At 37.3% G+C, this 21,467-nt stretch carries 22 protein-coding genes; 14 read left to right on the top strand and 8 right to left on the bottom strand.

All coding sequences use genetic code 11. The annotated features are described in order from the left end of the window. Nucleotides 1-18: 18 nt before the first annotated feature. Nucleotides 19-819, bottom strand: a complete 801-nt coding sequence (locus tag OLD84_RS12110) for an NAD kinase (RefSeq protein WP_209462118.1) — start codon at nt 817-819, stop codon at nt 19-21. A 137-nt stretch (nt 820-956) separates the two neighbouring features. Here OLD84_RS12110 and OLD84_RS12105 point away from each other — a divergent pair, with 137 nt between their 5' ends. From OLD84_RS12105 to OLD84_RS12085, 5 genes are all read left to right on the top strand, one after another. Beyond that, nucleotides 957-1,532, top strand: a complete 576-nt coding sequence (locus OLD84_RS12105) for a DUF2953 domain-containing protein (RefSeq protein ID WP_209462117.1) — start codon at nt 957-959, stop codon at nt 1,530-1,532. Nucleotides 1,533-1,549: 17 nt separating this feature from the next. Next, nucleotides 1,550-2,002, top strand: a complete 453-nt coding sequence (ytfJ, locus tag OLD84_RS12100; protein WP_209462164.1) for a GerW family sporulation protein — start codon at nt 1,550-1,552, stop codon at nt 2,000-2,002. Nucleotides 2,003-2,146: 144 nt separating this feature from the next. Continuing rightward, nucleotides 2,147-2,647 (top strand): thiol peroxidase, encoded by a 501-nt coding sequence (tpx, locus tag OLD84_RS12095; protein WP_209462116.1) that lies wholly within the window; start codon nt 2,147-2,149, stop codon nt 2,645-2,647. A 139-nt stretch (nt 2,648-2,786) separates the two neighbouring features. Then, entirely contained in the window at nt 2,787-3,764 is a 978-nt protein-coding gene (locus OLD84_RS12090; protein WP_209462115.1) for a class I SAM-dependent methyltransferase, read from the top strand. Between the two features lie 18 nt (nt 3,765-3,782). Continuing rightward, the gene (locus OLD84_RS12085) at nt 3,783-4,964 is read left to right on the top strand and encodes an acetate kinase (RefSeq protein WP_209462114.1); all 1,182 of its coding nucleotides are present in this window, start codon (nt 3,783-3,785) and stop codon (nt 4,962-4,964) included. A gap of 76 nt (nt 4,965-5,040) precedes the next feature. On the opposite strand, the gene OLD84_RS12080 is transcribed toward OLD84_RS12085, so the two are convergent. Then, complete coding sequence (locus OLD84_RS12080; protein WP_209462113.1) at nt 5,041-5,469, bottom strand: universal stress protein; 429 nt, start codon at nt 5,467-5,469, stop codon at nt 5,041-5,043. Nucleotides 5,470-5,590: 121 nt separating this feature from the next. Between OLD84_RS12080 and OLD84_RS12075 the strand changes: the two genes are divergently transcribed. Together OLD84_RS12075 and ald are read left to right on the top strand one after the other, a co-directional pair. Next, nucleotides 5,591-5,767 carry a hypothetical protein gene (locus tag OLD84_RS12075; protein WP_209462112.1) on the top strand — a complete coding sequence of 59 codons (177 nt, stop codon included), beginning with the start codon at nt 5,591-5,593 and terminating at the stop codon, nt 5,765-5,767. A 268-nt stretch (nt 5,768-6,035) separates the two neighbouring features. Beyond that, on the top strand, nt 6,036-7,160 hold the full coding sequence (gene ald / locus OLD84_RS12070) for an alanine dehydrogenase (protein WP_209462111.1): 1,125 nt from the start codon (nt 6,036-6,038) through the stop codon (nt 7,158-7,160). A gap of 253 nt (nt 7,161-7,413) precedes the next feature. Here the strand turns inward: ald and OLD84_RS12065 are convergent, their stop codons facing one another. Next, a complete protein-coding gene (locus OLD84_RS12065) occupies nt 7,414-8,511 on the bottom strand; it encodes a M24 family metallopeptidase (RefSeq protein WP_209462110.1) in 1,098 nt (365 codons plus the stop codon). Nucleotides 8,512-8,657: 146 nt separating this feature from the next. Between OLD84_RS12065 and OLD84_RS12060 the strand changes: the two genes are divergently transcribed. Further along, the gene (locus OLD84_RS12060; protein ID WP_209462109.1) at nt 8,658-9,326 is read left to right on the top strand and encodes a PspA/IM30 family protein; all 669 of its coding nucleotides are present in this window, start codon (nt 8,658-8,660) and stop codon (nt 9,324-9,326) included. A gap of 82 nt (nt 9,327-9,408) precedes the next feature. Beyond that, nucleotides 9,409-10,089 carry a metal-dependent hydrolase gene (locus OLD84_RS12055; protein ID WP_209462108.1) on the top strand — a complete coding sequence of 227 codons (681 nt, stop codon included), beginning with the start codon at nt 9,409-9,411 and terminating at the stop codon, nt 10,087-10,089. Between the two features lie 360 nt (nt 10,090-10,449). Here OLD84_RS12055 and OLD84_RS12050 read toward each other — a convergent pair whose 3' ends face one another. Then, nucleotides 10,450-12,327: a BCCT family transporter gene (locus OLD84_RS12050; RefSeq protein WP_245301476.1), complete on the bottom strand. Its 1,878-nt coding sequence runs from the start codon at nt 12,325-12,327 to the stop codon at nt 10,450-10,452. 385 nt (nt 12,328-12,712) lie between these two features. Here OLD84_RS12050 and OLD84_RS12045 point away from each other — a divergent pair, with 385 nt between their 5' ends. The 3 genes from OLD84_RS12045 (at nt 12,713) to OLD84_RS12035 (ending at nt 15,171) form a co-directional block, all read left to right on the top strand. Next, nucleotides 12,713-13,468 (top strand): prepilin peptidase, encoded by a 756-nt coding sequence (locus OLD84_RS12045; RefSeq protein WP_209462106.1) that lies wholly within the window; start codon nt 12,713-12,715, stop codon nt 13,466-13,468. Between the two features lie 66 nt (nt 13,469-13,534). Continuing rightward, on the top strand, nt 13,535-13,756 hold the full coding sequence (locus OLD84_RS12040; RefSeq protein ID WP_209462105.1) for a hypothetical protein: 222 nt from the start codon (nt 13,535-13,537) through the stop codon (nt 13,754-13,756). Between the two features lie 110 nt (nt 13,757-13,866). After that, a complete protein-coding gene (locus OLD84_RS12035) occupies nt 13,867-15,171 on the top strand; it encodes a DRTGG domain-containing protein (protein ID WP_209462104.1) in 1,305 nt (434 codons plus the stop codon). Between the two features lie 59 nt (nt 15,172-15,230). Here OLD84_RS12035 and OLD84_RS12030 read toward each other — a convergent pair whose 3' ends face one another. Beyond that, complete coding sequence (locus OLD84_RS12030; protein ID WP_209462103.1) at nt 15,231-15,521, bottom strand: YtpI family protein; 291 nt, start codon at nt 15,519-15,521, stop codon at nt 15,231-15,233. Nucleotides 15,522-15,613: 92 nt separating this feature from the next. On the opposite strand from OLD84_RS12030, the gene OLD84_RS12025 reads away from it, so the two are divergent. Further along, nucleotides 15,614-16,558: a DHH family phosphoesterase gene (locus OLD84_RS12025; protein ID WP_209462102.1), complete on the top strand. Its 945-nt coding sequence runs from the start codon at nt 15,614-15,616 to the stop codon at nt 16,556-16,558. A 246-nt stretch (nt 16,559-16,804) separates the two neighbouring features. Here the strand turns inward: OLD84_RS12025 and OLD84_RS12020 are convergent, their stop codons facing one another. From OLD84_RS12020 to OLD84_RS12010, 3 genes are all read right to left on the bottom strand, one after another. Then, nucleotides 16,805-17,002 (bottom strand): YtzJ family protein, encoded by a 198-nt coding sequence (locus tag OLD84_RS12020; RefSeq protein ID WP_209462101.1) that lies wholly within the window; start codon nt 17,000-17,002, stop codon nt 16,805-16,807. Nucleotides 17,003-17,120: 118 nt separating this feature from the next. Next, a complete protein-coding gene (gene ytrI / locus OLD84_RS12015) occupies nt 17,121-17,627 on the bottom strand; it encodes a sporulation membrane protein YtrI (protein WP_209462100.1) in 507 nt (168 codons plus the stop codon). Next, nucleotides 17,627-17,959 carry a sporulation membrane protein YtrH gene (locus OLD84_RS12010; RefSeq protein WP_319962286.1) on the bottom strand — a complete coding sequence of 111 codons (333 nt, stop codon included), beginning with the start codon at nt 17,957-17,959 and terminating at the stop codon, nt 17,627-17,629. Before OLD84_RS12010 ends, ytrI begins: the two co-directional genes overlap by 1 nt. A 144-nt stretch (nt 17,960-18,103) precedes the next feature. Here OLD84_RS12010 and dnaE point away from each other — a divergent pair, with 144 nt between their 5' ends. Then, entirely contained in the window at nt 18,104-21,451 is a 3,348-nt protein-coding gene (gene dnaE / locus OLD84_RS12005) for a DNA polymerase III subunit alpha (RefSeq protein ID WP_209462098.1), read from the top strand. Nucleotides 21,452-21,467: the final 16 nt, after the last annotated feature.

The following is a 21,467-nucleotide window of genomic DNA, read 5'->3' as shown; positions in this document are numbered from 1 at the left end:
GGGCGCTTGCGCTTTTGTTCATAGGAAAGTGCGTTTGACACGATCCCAATAAGAGTTGTTCTTTAGCTTAAGTGTTTTAATCACTTTGTCACTTAATGTTACTGTCATATCTTTTATGTTTTGAATAGAGAAAGCTTCGTTATCCATTCCGATAATAGGGTAGTCATTCCCATCTTGAATGACTTCCAATGTTAATTTACGATCTTTGCTTAAGACAAATGATGAACCTAGTGTACGATACCGATTATTATTTAATGATGCAAGCTCTGATACTTGGAAACTAGGAAGCAAAGGGTCAATCACAGCACCATGGGTTGATTTGTTGTATCCAGTGCTCCCGGTTGGTGTTGCAACAATTAATCCATCGCCACGAAATGTTTCAAAATGATTATCATCAATTCCTACATTGATGGCAATTGTTGTAATAATGGTTGACCTTACACTTAATTCGTTAAGACAGTAAAAAGATGATTCCCCGTTAATATCCACTTTTATCACAGGGAAACGTCGAACTTCCATTTCTGCATGTTGTATTGTATCAAGCATTTCACTAAAGTTATCCATATTAAAATCACAATATAAGCCTGATTCACCAGAACTTGTAATTCCTGTGTATAAGCAATCTTGACGAAATCCAGTTTTACGGACGGCCTGTAGGAATGTACCATCTCCACCTATACTTACAATAATACTTGCATCTTTAGCGTTATCGACAATGTTAAAGTTGTTTTCTTCCGCTAAGCTAAATAATGTTTGTAGCTTATTTTCGAGCTCATCATCTTTTTTGTAATAGAAATATATATTATTTCGGTTTGGCATAATGATTACCTCCTGTTCGTATTCGTTAGGCTCACCATCATATTTTAGCATTTTTCTCCATTATAACCTAATAAAATAAATGATCTGAGTAAAAATGGAAACTTGTGGGAAAGTAAAGTGTGAAAGGGGCTGGAGCAATGCTGTGGATCTTAGTAGCTTCTGTATTAATTATTATTATCTTGATTTATTCAAAAGTAACTATTTCAAGTATCATTACATATACCCCAAATGAACAGTTTTGTCTGATTACAGTTTCCTTTTACCGAATTCGATTGTATAAAAAGAAAATGAACATCACAATGGAGAATCATGATGCCAAAGAAATTATAAAAGATGTGGATTTCAATTCTTTTCAAGAAGTAGTACGTGAAGGACTTCAACTATCACGGAAGGTAAATCCGATAATAAATACCATGGTCCAGAACACTTATGTTCATAAACTTAAATGGCAAACGTCGGGAGGTACTGGAGACGCAAGTACTACTGGAATAGCAACCGGAGGGGTGTGGGGAATAAAAGGTGTAGTAATTGGAGTAATAGCTGAGAAGAGTAATATGAAGTGTAAACCAATTATTCAAGTGAAACCACATTTTCAATATAAGCATTTTCTATCCACATTTGATTGTATGATATCGATTCGCTTAGGAAAAGCTATGTACGCACTTCTTAAAATGACGCGCGTACTTGCTCGAAAAGAAAAAGCATTAATTTAGCAGACAGGAGGATCATGATGACGGAACATCCGATTCAAGGATTAATGACTACTGCAATGGAAAATTTAAAAGGTATGGTCGAGGCAAATACGATTATTGGTGATCCGGTTGAATCTCCGGATGGCAGTGTAATTATACCGGTTTCGAAGCTAGGGTTTGGATTTGCTGCAGGTGGAACTGAATTTAATTCGACAAACACTCAAGATAGCAATGAGGCAGAAATGCCATTTGGCGGCGGTAGTGGTGGTGGCGTATCCATTACCCCTGTAGCATTTTTAATTGTCAGCGATCAAGGTATTAAAATGGTGCACCTGGATCAAAGTACACATATATATGAGAAAATGCTCGAATTTGCACCACAGGTTGTTGAAAAAGTGCAGGAAATTATCAGAGAAGCTGGAAATAAAAAGGAAGATTCAACGTATAAAAGAAAACCAGAGAAGAAAACACAATCCCAATATGACATCTAGCTTCTAAACGTGGCCTAACTCTACGTCCTTTACACAGTGATCTCCTATTCATTAAAATGTCAGAATCTCATAAACTGTATTGTTGGACATGTGTTAGTAATGTATTCATAATAAGGCATGAAGCTAATTAATAGGAGTGATTATATGGGTAACGTCACATTCAAGCAAAATCCAGTTACACTTGTCGGTTCAGAACTTAAAGTAGGAGATCAGGCACCTGATTTTACTGTAGTATCAAATGAAATGAACGACGTTTCATTAAATGATTACAAAGGTAATGTGAAATTGATCAGTGTTGTACCTTCTATCGACACAGGAGTTTGTTCTGAACAAACAAAACGCTTTAATGAGGAAGCTGACAAAATTGATAATGTACAAATATTAACGATCAGTATGGATCTTCCTTTTGCGCAAACACGTTGGTGTGCAGCCAATGGGATTAAAAAACTCGATACATTATCTGACCATCGCGATGGGGACTTCGGAGAAAAGTATGGTGTCTTAATAAAAGAATTACGTTTGTTATCTAGATCTATTTTTGTTGTTGATTCAAATGACAAAATAACTTACGTGGAATATGTGGAAGAAGTGACAAACCATCCCGACTATGATGCTGCTCTAAAAGCTGCTGGTCAGGCTAAGTAATCAACTTTCTCCTCTCTCTCGCACAATGTGCGGGGGAGATTTTTACTGTATAGTAATCTTCCGAATTATTAGTTTGTACATTAGTGGTTATGATTTGGTACAATAGACAAGCCTTATATGAAGAAGCGGAGGATTAGATATGGAGAAAACAAATGTTGAATTATTATATGAGTGGTTGGATAAGGCAACAGATGTCATACAACAACACCATGAAGAACCTTATTTGGATAGTTTGATTTTTACAATGGAAGCACTATTCCATCAAAGTGTCCCGGAAGGTATGGATGATATTTTAGCACATAAATTACAAAGTACATTAAAGGACATTGAAATTTCTACCTTTAAAATAGAAGAAATTCGTAAAGGAATTCAATTAACCATACTTAAAGGAATGAAGGATACAACACAGCAACAGCATTTAATGACGCCAGAAACGGTGGCATTGTTAGTAGGCTATCTTGCAGAGAAAGTGACAAGCGATAAGGAACAATTACGTCTTTTTGATCCTGTTAGTGGAACGGCTAATCTAATCACTACTGTTTTAAGTCAGTTGAAGCAGCAGGTGGAAGCTTTTGCTGGGGAAGTTGATCCTACCTTAATTCAATTAGCCGCAATAAATGCTAATTTGCAACAGAAGGAGATAGAGTTCTTTCATCAGGATAGTTTAGGTCCATTTTTACTGGACCCTGTGGATTTAGTTGTTGCTGACCTGCCTGTTGGTTATTACCCAGATGATATCAGAGCCAATGATTTTGAGTTAAAAGCAGACGAAGGACATTCCTATGCCCATCACCTATTTATTGAGCAGAGCATGAATTACACAAATGCTGGTGGCTATCTAATATTTGTTATACCTGACTTCTTATTTGATAGTGAACAATCAGATAAACTTCATAGCTTCATTCAGGAATATGCCCATATTGTAGGTGTTATAAGGTTACCTGAAAGTGCTTTTAAATCAGAAAAGAATATAAAAAGCATTCTTATTTTGCAGAAGAAGGGACCAGACACCAACGCACCAAAACAACCATTGCTTGTAAAAATGCCATCATTTAATAATACAAATGCTATGGGAGACATCTTAGAACAAATGAATACGTGGTTTTCTACGTATTAGGAACAGGAGTTGACAGAATTGCGTAATGTATTAGCAATAAATGCTGGGAGTTCATCGTTGAAATTCCAGTTAATACAGATGCCAGAAGAAGAAGTATCGGCGAAGGGACTTGTCGAACGTATCGGATTGAATGATTCCGTATTTACACTGGAAGTACATGATAAAGAGGATGAACTTGTCGAAGATATTCCAAATCACGAAGAAGCAGTAAAGAAAGTGCTTAATGGATTAATGTCTTCAGGAATTATAAATTCACTCGAGGAAATTGACGCAGTTGGGCATCGTGTAGTACATGGCGGTGAACACTTTAGTGATTCGGTGAAATTGTCAGAGGAAGTTATTCAAACGATAGATAAAGTTTCAGAGTTAGCCCCATTACACAACCCGGCCAATCTTACGGGTATTCGAGCGTTTCAAGAAATTCTTCCAAGTGTACCGATGGTAGCCGTGTTTGATACAGCCTTTCACCAATCGATGCCTGAATCATCTTATTTATATAGCCTGCCCTATAAGTATTATGAGGACTATGGTATTCGTAAATATGGTTTCCATGGAACATCGCATAAATATGTATCGCAACGCGCAGCCGAATTAATAGGACGTCCATTAGATCAATTACGATTGATTTCTTGCCATCTAGGTAATGGAGCAAGTATTGCAGCAATAAAGAATGGCGAATCAATTGATACATCAATGGGCTTTACCCCGCTAGCTGGTGTGACCATGGGAACACGTTCTGGCAATATAGATCCTGCTTTAATTCCCTATATCATGGATAAAACAGGTAAATCTGCCGAAGAAGTGATCGATGTTCTAAATAAGGAAAGTGGGATGCTTGCTTTATCAGGCTTCTCAAGTGATTTACGTGATATCCAACTACAGTCTGATGATAATGACAGAGCAGAGCTTGCGTTAGAAGTTTTTGCAGGTCGAATTCATAAATATTTAGGTTCATATGCAGCAAAAATGTCTGGTGTTGATGCCATTGTTTTCACAGCTGGTGTGGGTGAAAACAGTATAACAATTAGAGAAAAAGTATTAAAAGGCATGGAATTTATGGGCGTTTATTGGGATCCTAAATTAAATGAAGTCCGTGGAAAAGAGCAATTTATTAATTACCCACATTCACCAGTAAAAGTAATTGTCATACCCACGAATGAAGAAGTAATGATAGCAAGAGATACACTAAGATTATCCTAGAAATATTAAAGGTTTTGCTGTGGTTTTTCCATAGCAAAACCTTTCTTCTTTTACAATAGGTTTAATAAGGATGACATTAGCGTACAACTAATACATCGCATTCCGCATACCTGGTTATACTTTCAGATACACTTCCAATTAAGAATCGTTCTACAGCGTTCATTCCTGTTGCACCACAAATAATTAAGTCTGATTGAAAATCTTTCGCGATGTCTTTTGCGATTTTTACTTTAGGTGATCCGTATTCTACACACCTTACTAAATCGTCTATGCCCGCAGATTTTGCGTTATCGACATAGCTATCAAGAAGTTCCTTCGCATAATCTTCAGCACGTTCTGCAAGCGAGCGGTCATAAGCTTCAGCTGTTGCAAACGTTCGAGAATCAACCACATGTGCAAGAATAAGTCGTGCATGGTTACGTTTTGCAATGTCCAATGATTTTTTAAAAGCTTTTTCTGATGCTTCTGAACCGTCAACAGCTACAATAATATTACTGTACTCCATTGATTTTACCCCCTTTTACTAAGTATATACCCTAATTTGGATAGCGACAATCATTATTTGGAAAAATTAGTATAAACATTATCATGGATTTTTGGGAATGCTAGAAATGGAGGTGATATTCATGTCCAAAAGAGATAGCAAAACACAAGATAATTTTAAAACACAAGATAATTTAAAGGAAGATAAAAAAGGGATAGCCGCTGTTCAGAACCAATTAAATGACAGTTATCAGAGCGGTGTAGTGGACCAGTTGGATAATAATAAAGCTATCCACACGTATAATAATCGAAGCAGATAATATGAAAATCAATCATAATCCACTCTTATAACAGAGTGGATTATTCGCGAATTTCTGATTTATCATAAATCTAAGGTGATTTTTAAATTCTTCTTTGGTACAATGATTAAAAGGATTTGCGAAGATTTAGTTGCATAAGTGCATCTATGGTACTTGCTATTAAAAACCTGCGCTCCAAAGTATAAGGGGTTTCTTACAAAGCAAAGAACGCTTTCTAAGAATCGCTTTAACGAATCCAGTTTTTCTAAAAAATGAAGGAGGTTTATAAATGAACATTGGAATACCCAGAGAGATTAAAAATAGTGAAAATAGAGTCGCAATGGCGCCATCTGGTGTTTTCACCTTAAAGAACGCAGGTCATGACGTCTATGTTGAAACAGGTGCAGGGCTTGGATCTGGTTTTACGGATGAGCAGTATGAAGAAGCAGGGGCGGTAATTACATCAACAGCAAAAGAAACATGGTCACAAGAAATGGTTATGAAGGTAAAGGAACCCCTCCCAGAAGAATACGATTACTTCTATGAAGGTTTAATTTTATTTACATATTTACATTTAGCAGCCGAACCGGAGCTTACAAAAGAACTGATAGATAAAAAAGTGGTCGGGATTGCCTATGAAACAGTTCAATTATCAAATGGAACGTTACCACTGTTAACACCAATGAGCGAAGTTGCTGGTCGTATGGCTTTGCAAACAGGTGCTCAATTTTTAGAAAAACCCAAGGGTGGTAAAGGAATTATACTTGGAAGTATTCCTGGAGTGAAGCGAGGTAAAGTAACGGTTATTGGCGGGGGTGTTGTTGGGACAAACGCTGCAAAACTCGCCGTAGGAATAGGTGCTGATGTAACGATTATTGATTTAAGCCCAGAGCGATTGCGGCAATTGGATGATTTATTTGGATCTTCTATTAACACAATGATGTCCAATCCAATGAATATCGGTGCTGAAGTTGCTGAATCTGATCTTGTTATTGGAGCAGTATTGATTCCTGGAGCAAGGGCACCAAAATTGGTGACTGAAGCGATGGTAAAAGACATGCCTGAAGGATCCGTTATTGTGGATGTAGCCATTGATCAAGGCGGAGTAATTGAAACAAGTGACCGAATAACAACGCATGATGATCCAACCTTTATCAAGCACGGTGTTTTACATTATTCTGTTGCAAACATGCCTGGGGCAGTTCCGCGAACATCGACAATCGGCTTGACAAATGTTACCGTTCCTTATGCATTGCAGCTAGCAAATAAAGGTGTTGTAAAAGCCTGTCAGGACAACGAAGCACTATTGAAAGGTATCAATACGTTGGATGGGTATGTAACCTACGAAGCTGTTGCCCAGTCCCATGATTTGGTATTCGATGAAGCCCGCGCGCTATTGGAAAGTAAAGAGTAAAAAAGAATTTTCACGGGGGAAAAGAATAATTCGGGCATAGTGGGTGATTTTGGCGGGTGATTTCTATTAACTCCTGTCTTTTCCTTATTTGTGCTCGAGCAAATTGAAGTGGATTTTAAATGGAGGATTACTATAAGCTACTCACGGCCTTTCCCTTGACTGAGAAAGGCCGTTATTTCATATCCTCAGTTCAAGGCTGTTTTCGTAGCTAAAATTTTCAACATGTTTAACAACAATCTTTTAGAAAACAGCCTTATTCAATAATACGAAGTTCCTTTGGCGTTTTGGTTAAAGATTCGGGCCCTTTTTCCGTCATGAAAATCATGTCTTCTATTCTGACACCACCTGTATGAGGGACATAAATGCCAGGTTCAATCGTATAACACATGCCCGCTTGCAAAGAAAGTGTATTATTACCGTGCATTGATGGGTATTCGTGTGTTTGTATTCCTAATCCATGACCAATTCTATGAGTGAAATAGGGACCATATCCCGCCTGATCTATATGATTCCTTGCTATTGTATCAATTTCACCAACAGAAGTTCCGACTTGAGAAGCTTCAATTGCTTTTTGCTCCGCAGTTAGGACGGTATGATAAATTTCTTTCTGTTTATCGCTTATAGATTTATACGCAACTGTTCTTGAAATATCGGAACAATACCCTTCATAAATAACGCCTAAATCAAAAAGCACCATATCACCTGTATGAATTTCTTTCACAGATGGTGTGCCATGAGGGGACGCCGTTTTGGCACCAGATAGGGCCATGGTGTTGAAAGACATTTGCTGTACACCTTGCTTTTTCAGTTCATATTCAATTTTAGCGATGACCTCCAATTCGCTTATTCCTTCTTGAATAGCATTGAAACCAATATCCATACCAAAATCAGCAAGTGATGCAGCTTGTTTTAACAGCTTATACTCATTTTTATTCTTAATAACACGTAGGTTAGCTAAGATTTCCTGCGAATCTGAAATCACAGTATTTGGCAAAATATGCTTGATTGCTTCATAGCGATCCAAGGTAATGTGGTCATGCTCCAGTCCAATGGATTGTGGGATTTTCTCATGTTTTTTTAACGTATCAGCAAATAGTTCCCATGGATTCTGATGATCGTGATAACTGATGATATCAAACTTCCAGCCAGCCGCTTTTGCATCATTTTCTTCCATAGCTGGTACAATTAGTATTGGGTCTTGCGATGTACTGACGTAAACAGCGATTAATCGTTCATGTGGTTCTGTATAATAATTACTCACATAATAAAAATTTGCTGTTGACGTGATGAGCATACTATCCAGTTGATTATTCTGCATTTCTTTAAGTAATGAATCGATTCGATTTGTCATAAGTAAAGCCCCCCGCTAAAATGTATGTACATGATAATTATAACAGAGATACATGTGCAATATAAATTTCTATTTTAGTGAAACTTTTTTAAGGGAAAACCGTACTACATAGAAATTGTATGCTACTAAAATAAAGGAGGATTTACATGTTTAAATTTTTTAGACGCATAAAAACAGTTGTAGGCTCCGAATTGAATGCAATGCTTGATAAAGCTGAAGATCCTGTGAAAATGCTGGATCAGTTCATGCGGGACATGGAAGAAGATATTGAAGAGGCGGAAGGGGCTGTTGCTAAACAAATTGCAAACGAGAAGATGCTCAAACGCAAAGCCAATGATGCCGGGGCCTTGATAGAAAAAAGGCAAAATCAAGCAGAGCAGGCTGTAGAAGCGGGTAATGATGATTTAGCACGTCGGGCCTTGGAAGATAAAACAGAAAATGAAAAACAATTAGAAGTCTTAAGTGAATCATGGGAACGCGCTAAAAGTGATTCAGGTGAAATCAAAGAAAAACTAGATGAAATGAAAAAAGAATATAATCAAATGAGACTCAAAAAAGATACATTGAAAGCCCGAGCAGAAACAGCACAAACAAAAGCGAAGATGAATCGGACGATGTCAAATATTGGCAGTGACGAGTCAAGACAAGGCTTTGAACGAATGGAAGAAAAAGTTCTGCAATATGAGGCAGAAGCAGAAACAACAGAAGATCTGTCGAATGTTTCCCGCACATTGGATGAAGAATTTGAATCACTCGAAACAAATAGTGTGGATAAAGAATTAGCGGAACTTAAAAAGAAAAAGAACAAAAAATAAGCATACAAATGAAGACGAACGGGTAGAAATGAAAAGGATACTCTACTAAAGAGTAAATAGTATAGCAAGGAGAGGTTTTAGCGTGAAGGTATCGTATCATGGACATTCTGTAGTTAAAATTGAAACAAGTAATCACACCATATTAATGGATCCATTTATTTCTGGAAATGAAGCATGTGACTTAGATGCTGATACTGTTAAAGCAGACGTCATTTTACTAACGCACGGACATAATGACCATGTAGGAGATACAGTTGACATTGCGAAAAGAAATGAAGCATTAGTCGTGGCTCCAAATGAATTGGCTAACTATCTGGAATCAAAAGGACTAAACACACATCCAATGCATATTGGAGGAAAACATGACTTTGATTTTGGACGTGTGAAATTCACACAAGCTTTTCATGGTTCTGCCTATACAGAAGATGATGGTACAATTATCTATACTGGGATGCCTGCAGGAATATTGCTAACCGCCGAGGGTAATACCATTTATCATGTTGGAGATACAGGTCTATTTTCTGACTTGAGGTTAATCGGTGAAATGAATGAAATTGATGTAGCATTCGTCCCAATTGGAGATAATTTTACAATGGGGCCAGAAGATGCTTTGGTTGCAGCAGACTGGATTGAAGCAAAGATCGTTGTGCCTGTTCATTTCAATACATTCCCGTTAATCGAACAAGATGCGGAAGATTTCGCGAAAAAGGTTCAGACTGGACAAGGAAGAGTAATGCAGATTGGTGAAGAAATGAAGTTATAAGAACAAAAGCGCAAGCGCCCGTTTAGCAACGTACAAACTGGAGCACTTCGCAATGAGATAAAGGAAACACGACGAACGAAGTGAGTCGATGTTGACTTATCGTAGTGGAGGAGTGTGAAGTTTGATTGTTGCTGGGCGCTGGAGCTGGATGTGGATATTTCGGCAAATTAGTTATCCACAGCTTTTAAATTCTATAGTTTCCTATGCAAGAAAAAATTGGCGTTAGCTAACCCTTTATGACAAAAACCAAAGCCAGCATTTATGCGGATAAAAAAGCGTGAGTTCCTATTAAAATAGGCTCACGCTTTTTTAGTGGCTAAGCTATCGAAAAGGCTTTCTTAATGAAATAGAGGTATAGTATCATTTATTAAGCAAAAGCTCATGTAGTGCCTCTTTTTGGTTTGATTCTGTCAAGATATACAAGAAATCACCAGATTGGATGACGGTACTTCCTGACGGTGATAGGATGTTATCACCACGCTCAATAGCACTAATATTAACATGTGTCGGAAAGCCGATATCTCGAATTTGTTTTCCAACAATCGCTGTTTGGTCATTCGTTTGAAAGTGTACCATTTCGGCATTGTTTTTACCCATAGCGATGAGCTCTTTTCTCAATTCGTCACGCCATTCGTCTGTTAACTCTTCTTTCAATTCGGTGTATGTTTCTTGACGAAGGGTTTGCTTTAGTGTGTCATCTCTTTTCTTCCGTTTATTTCGCTCTGCTAAACTCCAGTCTTTACTCATCATAATACTAACAGATACAATCATGAGAATGAGAACAAATGCAAATGGTAATGCTGCAACTAATGCGGCTGTTTGCAGTGCTTCTAAACCGCCACCACCACTTACTAAAAGAACAGAAGCGGTACCAGCCATTAGTAGCCCCCAAATAATTTTTAAACTCAATTTTGGATTTAATGAGCCACCAGATGTCATCGAACCTAACACAAAAGCAGCGGAATCAGCAGAAGTAATGAAGAATAGAGCGATTACTATAACTGCTATTAGGCTAGATATTAATGGTAATGGAAGCTGTTCAAGCATTGCAAATAGAGTTAATTCGACTTCACCACCGGCAATCTCTGCTAGTGGAAAGATTCCGTCCATTTCAATATTAAGTGCCGTTCCACCAAATGTCGAAAACCATATAACTGCAAGCAGTGTAGGGACGAGTAATACACCAGCAAAAAATTCTCTGATCGTCCGCCCTTTGGATATTCGTGCTATAAACAATCCGACGAAAGGAGACCAGGAAATATGCCAAGCCCAAAAAAAGATTGTATTCGCTCCCAACCATTCATCCATTTGGAAAGGACTCATCGTAAGTGACATATCTATTATATTAGAAGCGTATCCACCAAGCGACGTTACCATGCTTTCCATCAAGGTGATCGTCGGTCCAACAGAAAGTACAAATAAGAGCAACAAACCAGATAACACTAAATTGATATTCGTTAAGCGCTTAATTCCCTTATTTATTCCATTAACGGCTGAAATAAGGAATAAAACTGTCACAATAGAAATAATTGTAAGCTGTAATGGTAAGCTATTGTTCAAAGGAGTAAGATAAGAGATCCCTCCAGACATTTGTAGGGCACTGATTCCAAATGTTGTAGCAACACCTGCTGCAGTAGAGATAACTGCTAATATATCAATTAGGTGCCCCAGCCAACCCTTCGTTTTATCCCCAATTAAAGGGTAAAAAGCTGAACTTATTAAAGCCGGTTGGTGTTTGCGGTATTGAACATAAGCTAATGTAAGTCCCACAATTGAAAACGCTCCCCAAGCATGTAAGCCCCAGTGAAATACACCATAGCGCAAGCCAGTTTCAGCAGCTTCAACAGTTCCAGGTACGACCCCTGATGGCACGTCCATATAATATAATACGGGCTCTGCTACACCGAAGAATACAAACCCTGCTCCCAAACCGGCAGCAAATAACATCCCTATCCATGAGATAAAGGAATGCTCGGGCCGATCATCTTCGTCTCCGAGCCGTAGATTTCCAAAAGGAGAAATAGTCACGAAGATACCAAATACGACAAATCCGCTTGCTATCAGCATATAATACCAACCGAAGGAGTCAATTACCCAATCCAATGCTGCACCTGCAGTATTACCAAGATGTGTTGGAAATATTGCTCCCCATAGAACAAATAAGAAAATTAAAATCGCTGAAAAGTACAGTACATAAGGGGGGGAGTGTTGTTTGTTTTCCTTCGTTTTTTCTGACAACCTGAACACCTCTTTAAGATTATTTTTATAAAAAACTATATAGTAATGAAGTTTACACGAATGCATAATTTTTTCCAACCCAAATTCAAGAAAAGATAGATGAAAGTATACTATATTTTACCTAAAAGGCGGAATAGGGTCAGATCACAATCTTATTTTGATTTTTATAGAAGAATATGTACAAGAAAGGGAAAAAGAGGGCAGGAATGGCAGTACCCATACTTTTGTGCATAAATTCAGATTAATTTGTGGTTTTTTGTTGAAAAATAGTATACTATTACGAATAGGATTGATCCACTGAATGTCATTACTTTGTACGCCATCAGTCTGTTGTGAGGCCTTTTTTTCAATTATAATTTCATGAGATAACAAAGGAGATCCAACTATGAATACGACAATCATTATCTTAATCTTTCTACTAGGTCTCATTTTTGGCTCTTTTTACAATGTTGTAGGTTTACGTGTCCCGATAAATCAACCATTCGCAAATGAACGGTCGATTTGTCCATATTGTCAACATCAATTGGCATGGTATGATAATATACCACTTCTTTCGTTTGCCATCCTGGGTGGTAAATGCCGCCACTGTAAAGAAAAAATATCATACATATATCCCTTGATGGAACTTGTAACAGGAATCTTATTTACATGGAGTTACGTGGTCATCGGGTTGAACCTAGAGCTAGTTACAGCATTATTATTAGTCTCCATGCTGGTAATCATTATCATATCAGATATTAAATACATGCTTATACCAAACAACGTACTGCTCTTTTTCCTTCCATTATTTATCATCATGAGGATCTTTCAACCACTTGATCCATGGTGGTCGGCCCTACTAGGAGCTATCATTGGATTTTCCATTATTGCTGTCATCATAATCGTAAGTCGTGGTGGTATGGGAGCGGGTGATATGAAGTTATTTGGTGTGCTTGGTATTGTGCTTGGTATGGAAAAGGTATTACTGGCTTTCTTTCTTGCTTGTATGATTGGGGCAATTATTGGTATGGCACTCCTTTTAACAAGAGTTATTGGACGTAAGCAGCCGGTTCCTTTTGGACCATATATTGTTGTAGCAGCACTTATAACTTATTTTTATGGAGAATCATTAATAAACAGCTATTTTAATTTACTTTTATAAGTAGATATAGTGTTCTAAAATAGATATCCCCTCTCATAAACTAGTAAGGAGGGAGGGGGTATTAATATGCGCCATTATGCTGTTCTACGATTATTATTAGCTGGTTTTCTTCTATATTTTGCTTGGCCTGTTATACCGGAAGCTACAACAATGCTGGAGCGGGTTTTTTGGGGTGGCTGGTTAGGGTTCTTTTTATTAGTGGTAGGAGCCAATTTTTCTACACTTTTACAAATGACGAAGCCTCCAGTTATGGAACAGGAAAACCGAAGGGAAAGACAGACCCAATAAATATCCTGTACGCTTTCCCCCTTACTGAATGAAGTTTTACTTTATCCCCATTCAACTGTATAATAAACAGTAAATAATGAACTAGTACAGTTGAAGGTTGGTGAACAACAATGGCAACGAAGCATGAGCAGATAATCCAACATATTCTAGCTTTAGAAGTAGGGAATAAAATATCGGTAAGGCAGATTGCTAAAAGCTTACATGTAAGTGATGGAACGGCATATCGTGCTATCAAAGAAGCGGAAAACCAAGGAATCGTTAGTACGATTGAACGTGTTGGAACCATTCGAATTGAACGGAAGAAAAAAGAAAATATTGAACGATTAACATTTGCAGAAGTGATTAATATTATTGATGGACAGGTTTTAGGTGGAAGAGAAGGTTTGCATAAAACCTTGAATAAATTTGTCATTGGTGCTATGGAACTGGATGCGATGATGCGCTATACAGAAGCGGATTCTTTATTAATTGTTGGTAACCGAATTAAAGCACATGAATTGGCTTTAAATGAGGGTGCCGCTGTTTTGATTACAGGTGGTTTCGACACACAAGATTATATAAAGCGTTTAGCCGATGAGAAACAATTGCCAATCATTTCAACGAGCTATGATTCATTTACCGTAGCGACAATGATTAACCGAGCTATTTATGATCAATTAATTAAAAAGGAAATTGTATTTGTAGGTGATATCTTCACACCATATGATGAATCGTTTTATTTAGATACGAAAGACACAATTGCCGATTGGTATGATTTAAACAGCCAGTCAACCCATACAAGATTTCCTGTTGTAGACGATAAGGCACGTGTTATCGGGGTGGTTACCTCTAAAGATATTATAGGGAAAGAAAAAGATGTTATCATTGATAAGGTAATGAGTAAGAATCCTTTAGTTGTACAAGCAAAAACCTCGCTTGCTTCTGTTGCTCATATGATGGTATGGGAAGGGATTGAAGTGGTTCCCGTAGTTTCTCGAACAGATCAACTGCTTGGGGTGATATCAAGGCAGGATGTGCTAAAAGCATTGCAGCAAATTCAGCGGCAACCGCAAGTTGGAGAAACGATTGATGATGTTGTTTCAGCAAGCCTTTTACCGTTAGAAGAAGGGGTTAGCTATCAAACACAAGTTAGTCCACAGATGACAAATCAATTAGGGACACTGTCAAATGGAGTCTTTACAGCGTTAATCACGGAAGCGAGCAGTAGGTTGTTATCATATCATAAAAAAGGTGATCTAGTTGTCGAAAATTTAACCGTCTATTTTATTAAGCCTGTACAAATTGATAGTAAATTAACCATCAAGCCTACCTTACTAGAGGCAGGGCGTATGTATGCTAAAATTGATGTCGAAGTGTATAATGAGGAACGAATAGTAGGTAAAGGATTAATCATGGCACAGCTGATATATCGCTAAAGAGAAAAAGCTGACTATTGGTATAGTCAGCTTTTTCCCTTAGCCCTTGCTTATCTTTGTTATACGTTTAGACGTTTCCATTCATTTCGGTAATGCTTCGCTTCTTTGAAAGCATCATAAAGTAGTGCTCCTCCAATGATCACAAAAACAATTCCTACAAACAAGGCGAATTGCGTTTGATAGAAGACGTATTGATTAATACCAAAAAAGAAAACTAAACTTCCGAGACATATACGTGATTTTGCGTTAACATATAATTGTGTTAGTTTATCTTTATTTTTCATAATAGCAACTTTATAATATACATATAAAACAATAGAAATTACGATAATGATAGGGAAAATAACCATAAGATCTCTCCTAGTTCTAATTAAATTATTAGTATCATTATATCTTGTTTTCACCAATTTAGCCAGTAAATAAATAGATAAGGGGTAAAAAAATGAGCATCAGACAAATTATCCAGACCATAAAGGAATATGAGACAATTATTATACACAGGCATGTACGACCGGATCCGGATGCGTTAGGATCTCAAGCGGGGTTGAAAGCGTTGATTAAGCAATCATTCCCAAATAAAAACGTTTATGCGGTAGGTGAAGAGGATCCTTCCCTTACATTTCTAGTGAAAATGGATCAAATTGCTGATCGAGTTTATGAAAATGCTTTGGTTATTGTATGTGATACAGCGAATGCCCCACGTATTTGTGATGATCGATATAACTTGGGTAATAAGCTGATTAAAATTGACCATCATCCTAATGTAGATCCATTTGGTGATTTATTGTGGGTGGACACGGAATCAAGTTCCACAAGTGAGTTAATATATGAATTATACTTGCATGCTAAAGAGGATGGGTTTCAAATGAATAATGAAGCTGCACGCTTAATTTATGCAGGTATTGTTGGGGATACTGGAAGATTCTTGTTTCCAAGCACGACGAAAAAGACTTTTCAATATGCAGCGGAACTCGTAGGATATGAATTTGACCGAGAAGCTTTATACGCTGGAATTTATAATGTTAAAGATAATATTGCGAGGCTTAGAGGATATATATTGCAGAATTTTGAACTTTCCCCTTCTGGGATGAGTTCGATTAAATTAACAAAAGAAATCTTAGATGAATACCAGATTGAACCAATAGATACGGGACAGTTAGTTGGTATTCTAGGCGAAATTGAGGGCATCAAAGCATGGGTGATCTTTGTAGAGGAAGAGGACCTAATCCGTGTACGATTGCGTTCTAAAGGTCCTGTTATCAATGGAATAGCTGCAAAGTATGACGGTGGCGGGCATCCAATGGCATCAGGTGCATCCGTGAAAACATGGAAAGAAACCCAATATGTTATAGAGGATATAGAACACGCATGTGCCACGTTTGCTTAGAAAACGTGGCATTTGTTATAGAGGTTTCTTATAAATAAGTTCTATCCTATCTACCAATTAAATAAGTGCTGTGCTGATTTCATCTATAAATGAAATCAGCATTTTTAAAAAGATAAGAAAACCTATAACCTTATTCCTTATTTGGGTACAAGATTTAGATAGCGAAATCGGCTATTTCGCCGATTTCTACCAATACGACCCTTGACTTCTAACCTCTGGAAAGATGAGGCGACAGCAGAGTTTTTCTTAATTACGAACCTTTTCTGATAGTGGCGTAAACCAACAACCTGATTTAGTCTCGTCATAATGTACATTTAAATTTTTTCTTTCAATATCTCGTTTCATAATTCGAATAAGTTCATAAGATTCAGCGTATGCTATTTTTCCTTCTTGTAATTGAGCAATTTTTTCATCGCGTATTTGTCTTTGATTCATAATCAGCATGGAAACCAGCTCCTCTCCATATAGTACATAGATACTCTCATGCATTTGTTGCTATTTATATTATAGAAGATTAATACTTCCTAGAACTATAAAATATGAAAAAGTTCAAAAAAGGTTCTTATTCATCTGTCAATTTTGTTTCGACGGTTAGTTTAACATTATTTGAAATTACTAATAGATTAACATCAAAATGGTACGTAACGTCATCAACGGTGAAGCCTTTATTTTCAATCGTTGAAAGCAAGAGCTGGTTGCTTTCTACAACTGTAGAAATCTCCTGACCAATGAGGTGATTTATTTCTTCTTTTATCAGATCTTCTAACTGATGAATAATTAATCTGTCAAGGCGTAATGCATCTTCACTCGTTATCGTAACTTCAATGGATTCGACTGTTTGTGGTTCTTTGGATTGTTCATCTAAATCTTCTTTATCCTGTAACAATGCTTCATTTTGGTTTTTTACATCAGTCAATTCTGATTGGAGTTCGAAGTTTTCTTCAAGAACCCTTTCATATAAGCTACCGTATATATAGATATAAATGCCATATGATATAAGCGCCCCAAATACAGCACCAATGAAAAAACGCTGCCAGGTTACTTTTTTATGATAAGGAGGGATATGCATTAAGAGATATCCTCCTGTATAAGCCACTCTATTAGAATGATAGCTGTTTTGACGCCGCCCATTGCAGACAGAATTAACAGTGCTTGTTTAAATAAATCAATGGTTGAACCGTCAAGTAATCCTCTTTCAAAGTTGGCAATCGCATCAAATGTTCCACCGATCGCAGCGATAATAGCCCATATACGTAAATTATTGGCAATACGGCCTATTGAAGTTAACGGAGCATTTCCAGTTGCAAATTCCCCGATGCTGCCGATTATAGCCCCACCAATTATGACTCCGAATGCTATAAAATAACAATGAATAAAAGAGGCAAAAAATCGTTCATCCACCATATCCTCCCACCCCTTCCCGAGGTATGTTCTTTTCATTTTATGAGTGAAGTAGACGAGTTATGATAACTATCAGTCAAGCATACCGTGTGCAAGACATGACCAAATTGTTATAATAGGGGGAGAAACAAAAGGCGGGATGTTATGTCGTATACACATTTACAGGTGAGAAGTGGTTATAGCCTGATGAATAGTACCATTACAATCGATAAATTAGTACAAAGAGCTAGTGAATTAGAATTCGACGCATTGGCACTTACAGATGAGCAAGTACTATATGGTGCTATTCCTTTTTATAAAGCTTGCCAAAATTATAAAATAAAACCGATTATTGGTATGGTTGTATATACAACGGATGAAGAGCAGGAGAATATTCCGTGCATTTTTCTAGCAAAAAATAAAAATGGATATCAGTCACTTGTTAAAATTAGTACACATATTCAACATCGTAAAAATACGAATATTGCTATAGAAGAACTGCGTGTGTATGTAGAAGATCTGATTTGTATCATACCAGTTCACAATACGAAGATTGCAACCTTATTAGATACCCAAAATCACGATAAAGTGGTGGATTACATAACCACATGGAAACATCTGGTGCATGAAGGGGATTTTTACTTAGGTATCCAAGATCATGGGCTCGAAAGTGAACGTCATATACATAGATCACTAAAAGCATTTCATGACAAGTATCATATTCCTGTAGTAGCGATCCAGGACGTACGGTATATACATCAATCAGATGATAGTGCCTATGATTGTTTGCAGGCTATGAAACAAGGAAATACTTGGAACATGCGGATTACGGACCCAGACAGAAAGGAACGCTTTTTACGCTCCGCTTTTGAAATGGAACAGTTATTCTCCAATTTTTGGCCGGAAGTAATCGAAGAATCAGAGGCAATTAAACAAAAATGTAATGTAACATTTGATTTTGACCAGCGCATGATTCCTGCTTACCCCGTACCACAACAAATGAGTGCACATGCTTATTTAGAAAAGATTTGCTGGACGAACGTAGAGACGAAATATGAGGAAGTTACAGAAGAGGTTTCGAATCGTTTAACATATGAACTAACGGTTATTCAATCGATGCAATTCAGCGATTATTTCCTAATTGTTTCTGATTTTATAGGTTATGCAAAAGATAATCGTATTGTAGTCGGTCCGGGTAGAGGTTCTGCTGCTGGTTCGCTGGTTGCGTATGTTTTAGGAATTACAGATGTGGACCCAATTAAATATGACTTGCTGTTTGAGCGTTTTCTTAATCCTGAACGATTAACGATGCCAGATATAGACATTGATTTTTCGGATGTAAGACGTGATGAGGTTATTGAATATGTACGAAATAAATACGGAAACGAGCATGTAGCGCAGATTATAACATTTGGCACATTTGCTGCACGTTCTTTAGTTCGGGAATTAATAAAGACTATGGATATTGACCAACAGGATGCGAATTTTATCCTGAGGCATATTCCGGTACAAGCGAGGAAAAGTATTGTTGATCTTGCGAAGGAATCAGAGGACTTAAAAAACTATATTAAGCAATCAGACAGCTTAAAGGTATTATTTGCTATCTCAATTAAATTGGAAGGATTACCAAGGCATGTCTCCACACATGCTGCAGGGATTGTTATTAGTGAGAAACCGTTAATGGAACATATTCCACTGACCACCGGAACAAATGAAACAAATTTAACACAATTTCCGATGAATGATCTGGAGGAGCTTGGGTTATTAAAAATTGATTTACTTGGTTTACGCAACCTGACATTACTTGAAAAAACGATCCAATCTATAACATTCACCAGGAATCAATCAGTATCATTAACCAATCTTCCGAAAAATGATGCGAAAACATACGAACTATTACAAAAGGGGGAAACAAATGGTGTTTTTCAATTAGAATCAAACGGGATGAAGAATGTACTTACTCAATTAAAGCCTTCTTCATTTGAAGACATTGTAGCCGTAAATGCTTTGTTTCGTCCTGGTCCAATGGATAATATCCCAACTTATATAAATCGTAAACATGGAAAAGAAAATGTCGTATACCCGCATCCGGATTTAGCACCTATTTTAGAAAAAACATACGGTGTGCTCGTTTACCAAGAACAAATCATGCAGATTGCTAACCAGATAGCAGGTTTTTCACTTGGTAAAGCAGATATATTACGCCGTGCTGTAAGTAAGAAACAGCAGGATGTCATGGATGAGCAAAAGGAAGCGTTTATAAACGGTTGCTTAGCAAATGGCTATGACAAATCGGTTGCCGAAGAAATATTCGCCTGGATTGTGAAGTTTTCCAACTATGGTTTCAATCGAAGCCATGCAGTAGCGTATAGTGAGATTTCCTACCAATTAGCGTACTTAAAAGCACATTACCCAGCAAATTTCTTTGCAGAGTTACTTAGTTCTTTCGTAAGTCAACAGGATAAAACAAATGATTATATCAAAGAAGCAAAAAACTTAAATCTTAGTATTGCGCCGCCCTCCATTAATAAAAGTTTCGGGAAATTTTCGGTGGAAGGTAATCAGATACGAATGGGCCTTATCATGATTAAAGGAATCGGGAATCAAGTAATCAAGGAAGTAATCAAGGTTCGTAAGGAAGGTTTATTTAAAAATTTATTTGACTTTTGTTTACGAGTTTCATTGAAGACTGTTAATCGAGCTGCATTGGAACTTCTTATCATGGCAGGGGCATTTGATGAAACGTATTCAAACAGGGCAAGCCTCCTGGCCTCCATTGATCATGCGATCGAACAAGGAGAGTTGTTTAGAGAATTCAATGACCAACCGGGATTGTTTCGAGATCAAATTGCAGCAAGATATATAGACATCGAAGACTTTAGCCTGGTTAAAAAATTAGCAGATGAAAAAGAACTGCTGGGGATTTATGTATCCAGTCACCCGCTAAAGGAACACCGCAAAAAGCTAAGAGAAAACGGATATGTTTCCATGAAGCAGGCACAAGCTTTAATTGGCAAAAAGAATTGTAAAAGCGTGGCAATTGTTCAAAGCATTAAGCCAATCCGCACAAAACGGGGAGATGCAATGGCTTTTATCACGATTAGTGACGAGACTGGTGACATGGAAGCCGTTGTTTTTCCTGAAATTTACCGAGATGTAAACAGGTGGCTGAAAGAAGAAATGGTCGTGCTGTTGACTGGAAAAATTGAATCAAGAAACAATCGTGTTCAATGGCAACTATCGCAGGTTAAAGAATTCGATGAAGAAGAACTTGAAACACGTAATAATCAGCGTTTGTTTATTAAATTAACCCAGAAGAATAATCAAAATGCTTGGAAGGAAATTAAAAAAGTTACACGTTTATATCCAGGTAACATACCTATCATTATTTATGATGAGCAAAACAGAAAGACATTCCAGCTTACGGGTGACTACTTTATCACTCCAGAACGAGCGTGTATACAAGCACTATCGGACCATTTTGGTAAAGATAATGTGGTTTTTGAAAAGTAGTTTTCATACTTTACAG

The sequence above is a fragment of the Virgibacillus natechei genome, assembly GCF_026013645.1.
GTDB classification, from domain to species: Bacteria; Bacillota; Bacilli; order Bacillales; family Amphibacillaceae; genus Virgibacillus_L; species Virgibacillus_L natechei.
Note: the sequence above shows the minus strand (reverse complement) of the source record. Positions and strands in the feature narration are given on the sequence as shown.

Coding starts and splice junctions, on each gene's coding strand:
- OLD84_RS12045 (WP_209462106.1), top strand. CDS start 12,713: ATGAATACGACAATCATTATCTTAATCTTTCTACTAGGTCTCATTTTT.
- OLD84_RS12025 (WP_209462102.1), top strand. CDS start 15,614: ATGAGCATCAGACAAATTATCCAGACCATAAAGGAATATGAGACAATT.
- tpx (WP_209462116.1), top strand. CDS start 2,147: ATGGGTAACGTCACATTCAAGCAAAATCCAGTTACACTTGTCGGTTCA.
- OLD84_RS12040 (WP_209462105.1), top strand. CDS start 13,535: ATGCGCCATTATGCTGTTCTACGATTATTATTAGCTGGTTTTCTTCTA.
- ald (WP_209462111.1), top strand. CDS start 6,036: ATGAACATTGGAATACCCAGAGAGATTAAAAATAGTGAAAATAGAGTC.
- dnaE (WP_209462098.1), top strand. CDS start 18,104: ATGTCGTATACACATTTACAGGTGAGAAGTGGTTATAGCCTGATGAAT.
- OLD84_RS12030 (WP_209462103.1), bottom strand. CDS start 15,521: ATGGTTATTTTCCCTATCATTATCGTAATTTCTATTGTTTTATATGTA.
- OLD84_RS12060 (WP_209462109.1), top strand. CDS start 8,658: ATGTTTAAATTTTTTAGACGCATAAAAACAGTTGTAGGCTCCGAATTG.
- ytrI (WP_209462100.1), bottom strand. CDS start 17,627: ATGCATATCCCTCCTTATCATAAAAAAGTAACCTGGCAGCGTTTTTTC.
- OLD84_RS12110 (WP_209462118.1), bottom strand. CDS start 819: ATGCCAAACCGAAATAATATATATTTCTATTACAAAAAAGATGATGAG.
- ytfJ (WP_209462164.1), top strand. CDS start 1,550: ATGACGGAACATCCGATTCAAGGATTAATGACTACTGCAATGGAAAAT.
- OLD84_RS12065 (WP_209462110.1), bottom strand. CDS start 8,511: ATGACAAATCGAATCGATTCATTACTTAAAGAAATGCAGAATAATCAA.
- OLD84_RS12090 (WP_209462115.1), top strand. CDS start 2,787: ATGGAGAAAACAAATGTTGAATTATTATATGAGTGGTTGGATAAGGCA.
- OLD84_RS12080 (WP_209462113.1), bottom strand. CDS start 5,469: ATGGAGTACAGTAATATTATTGTAGCTGTTGACGGTTCAGAAGCATCA.
- OLD84_RS12020 (WP_209462101.1), bottom strand. CDS start 17,002: ATGCTGATTATGAATCAAAGACAAATACGCGATGAAAAAATTGCTCAA.
- OLD84_RS12035 (WP_209462104.1), top strand. CDS start 13,867: ATGGCAACGAAGCATGAGCAGATAATCCAACATATTCTAGCTTTAGAA.
- OLD84_RS12075 (WP_209462112.1), top strand. CDS start 5,591: ATGTCCAAAAGAGATAGCAAAACACAAGATAATTTTAAAACACAAGAT.
- OLD84_RS12105 (WP_209462117.1), top strand. CDS start 957: ATGCTGTGGATCTTAGTAGCTTCTGTATTAATTATTATTATCTTGATT.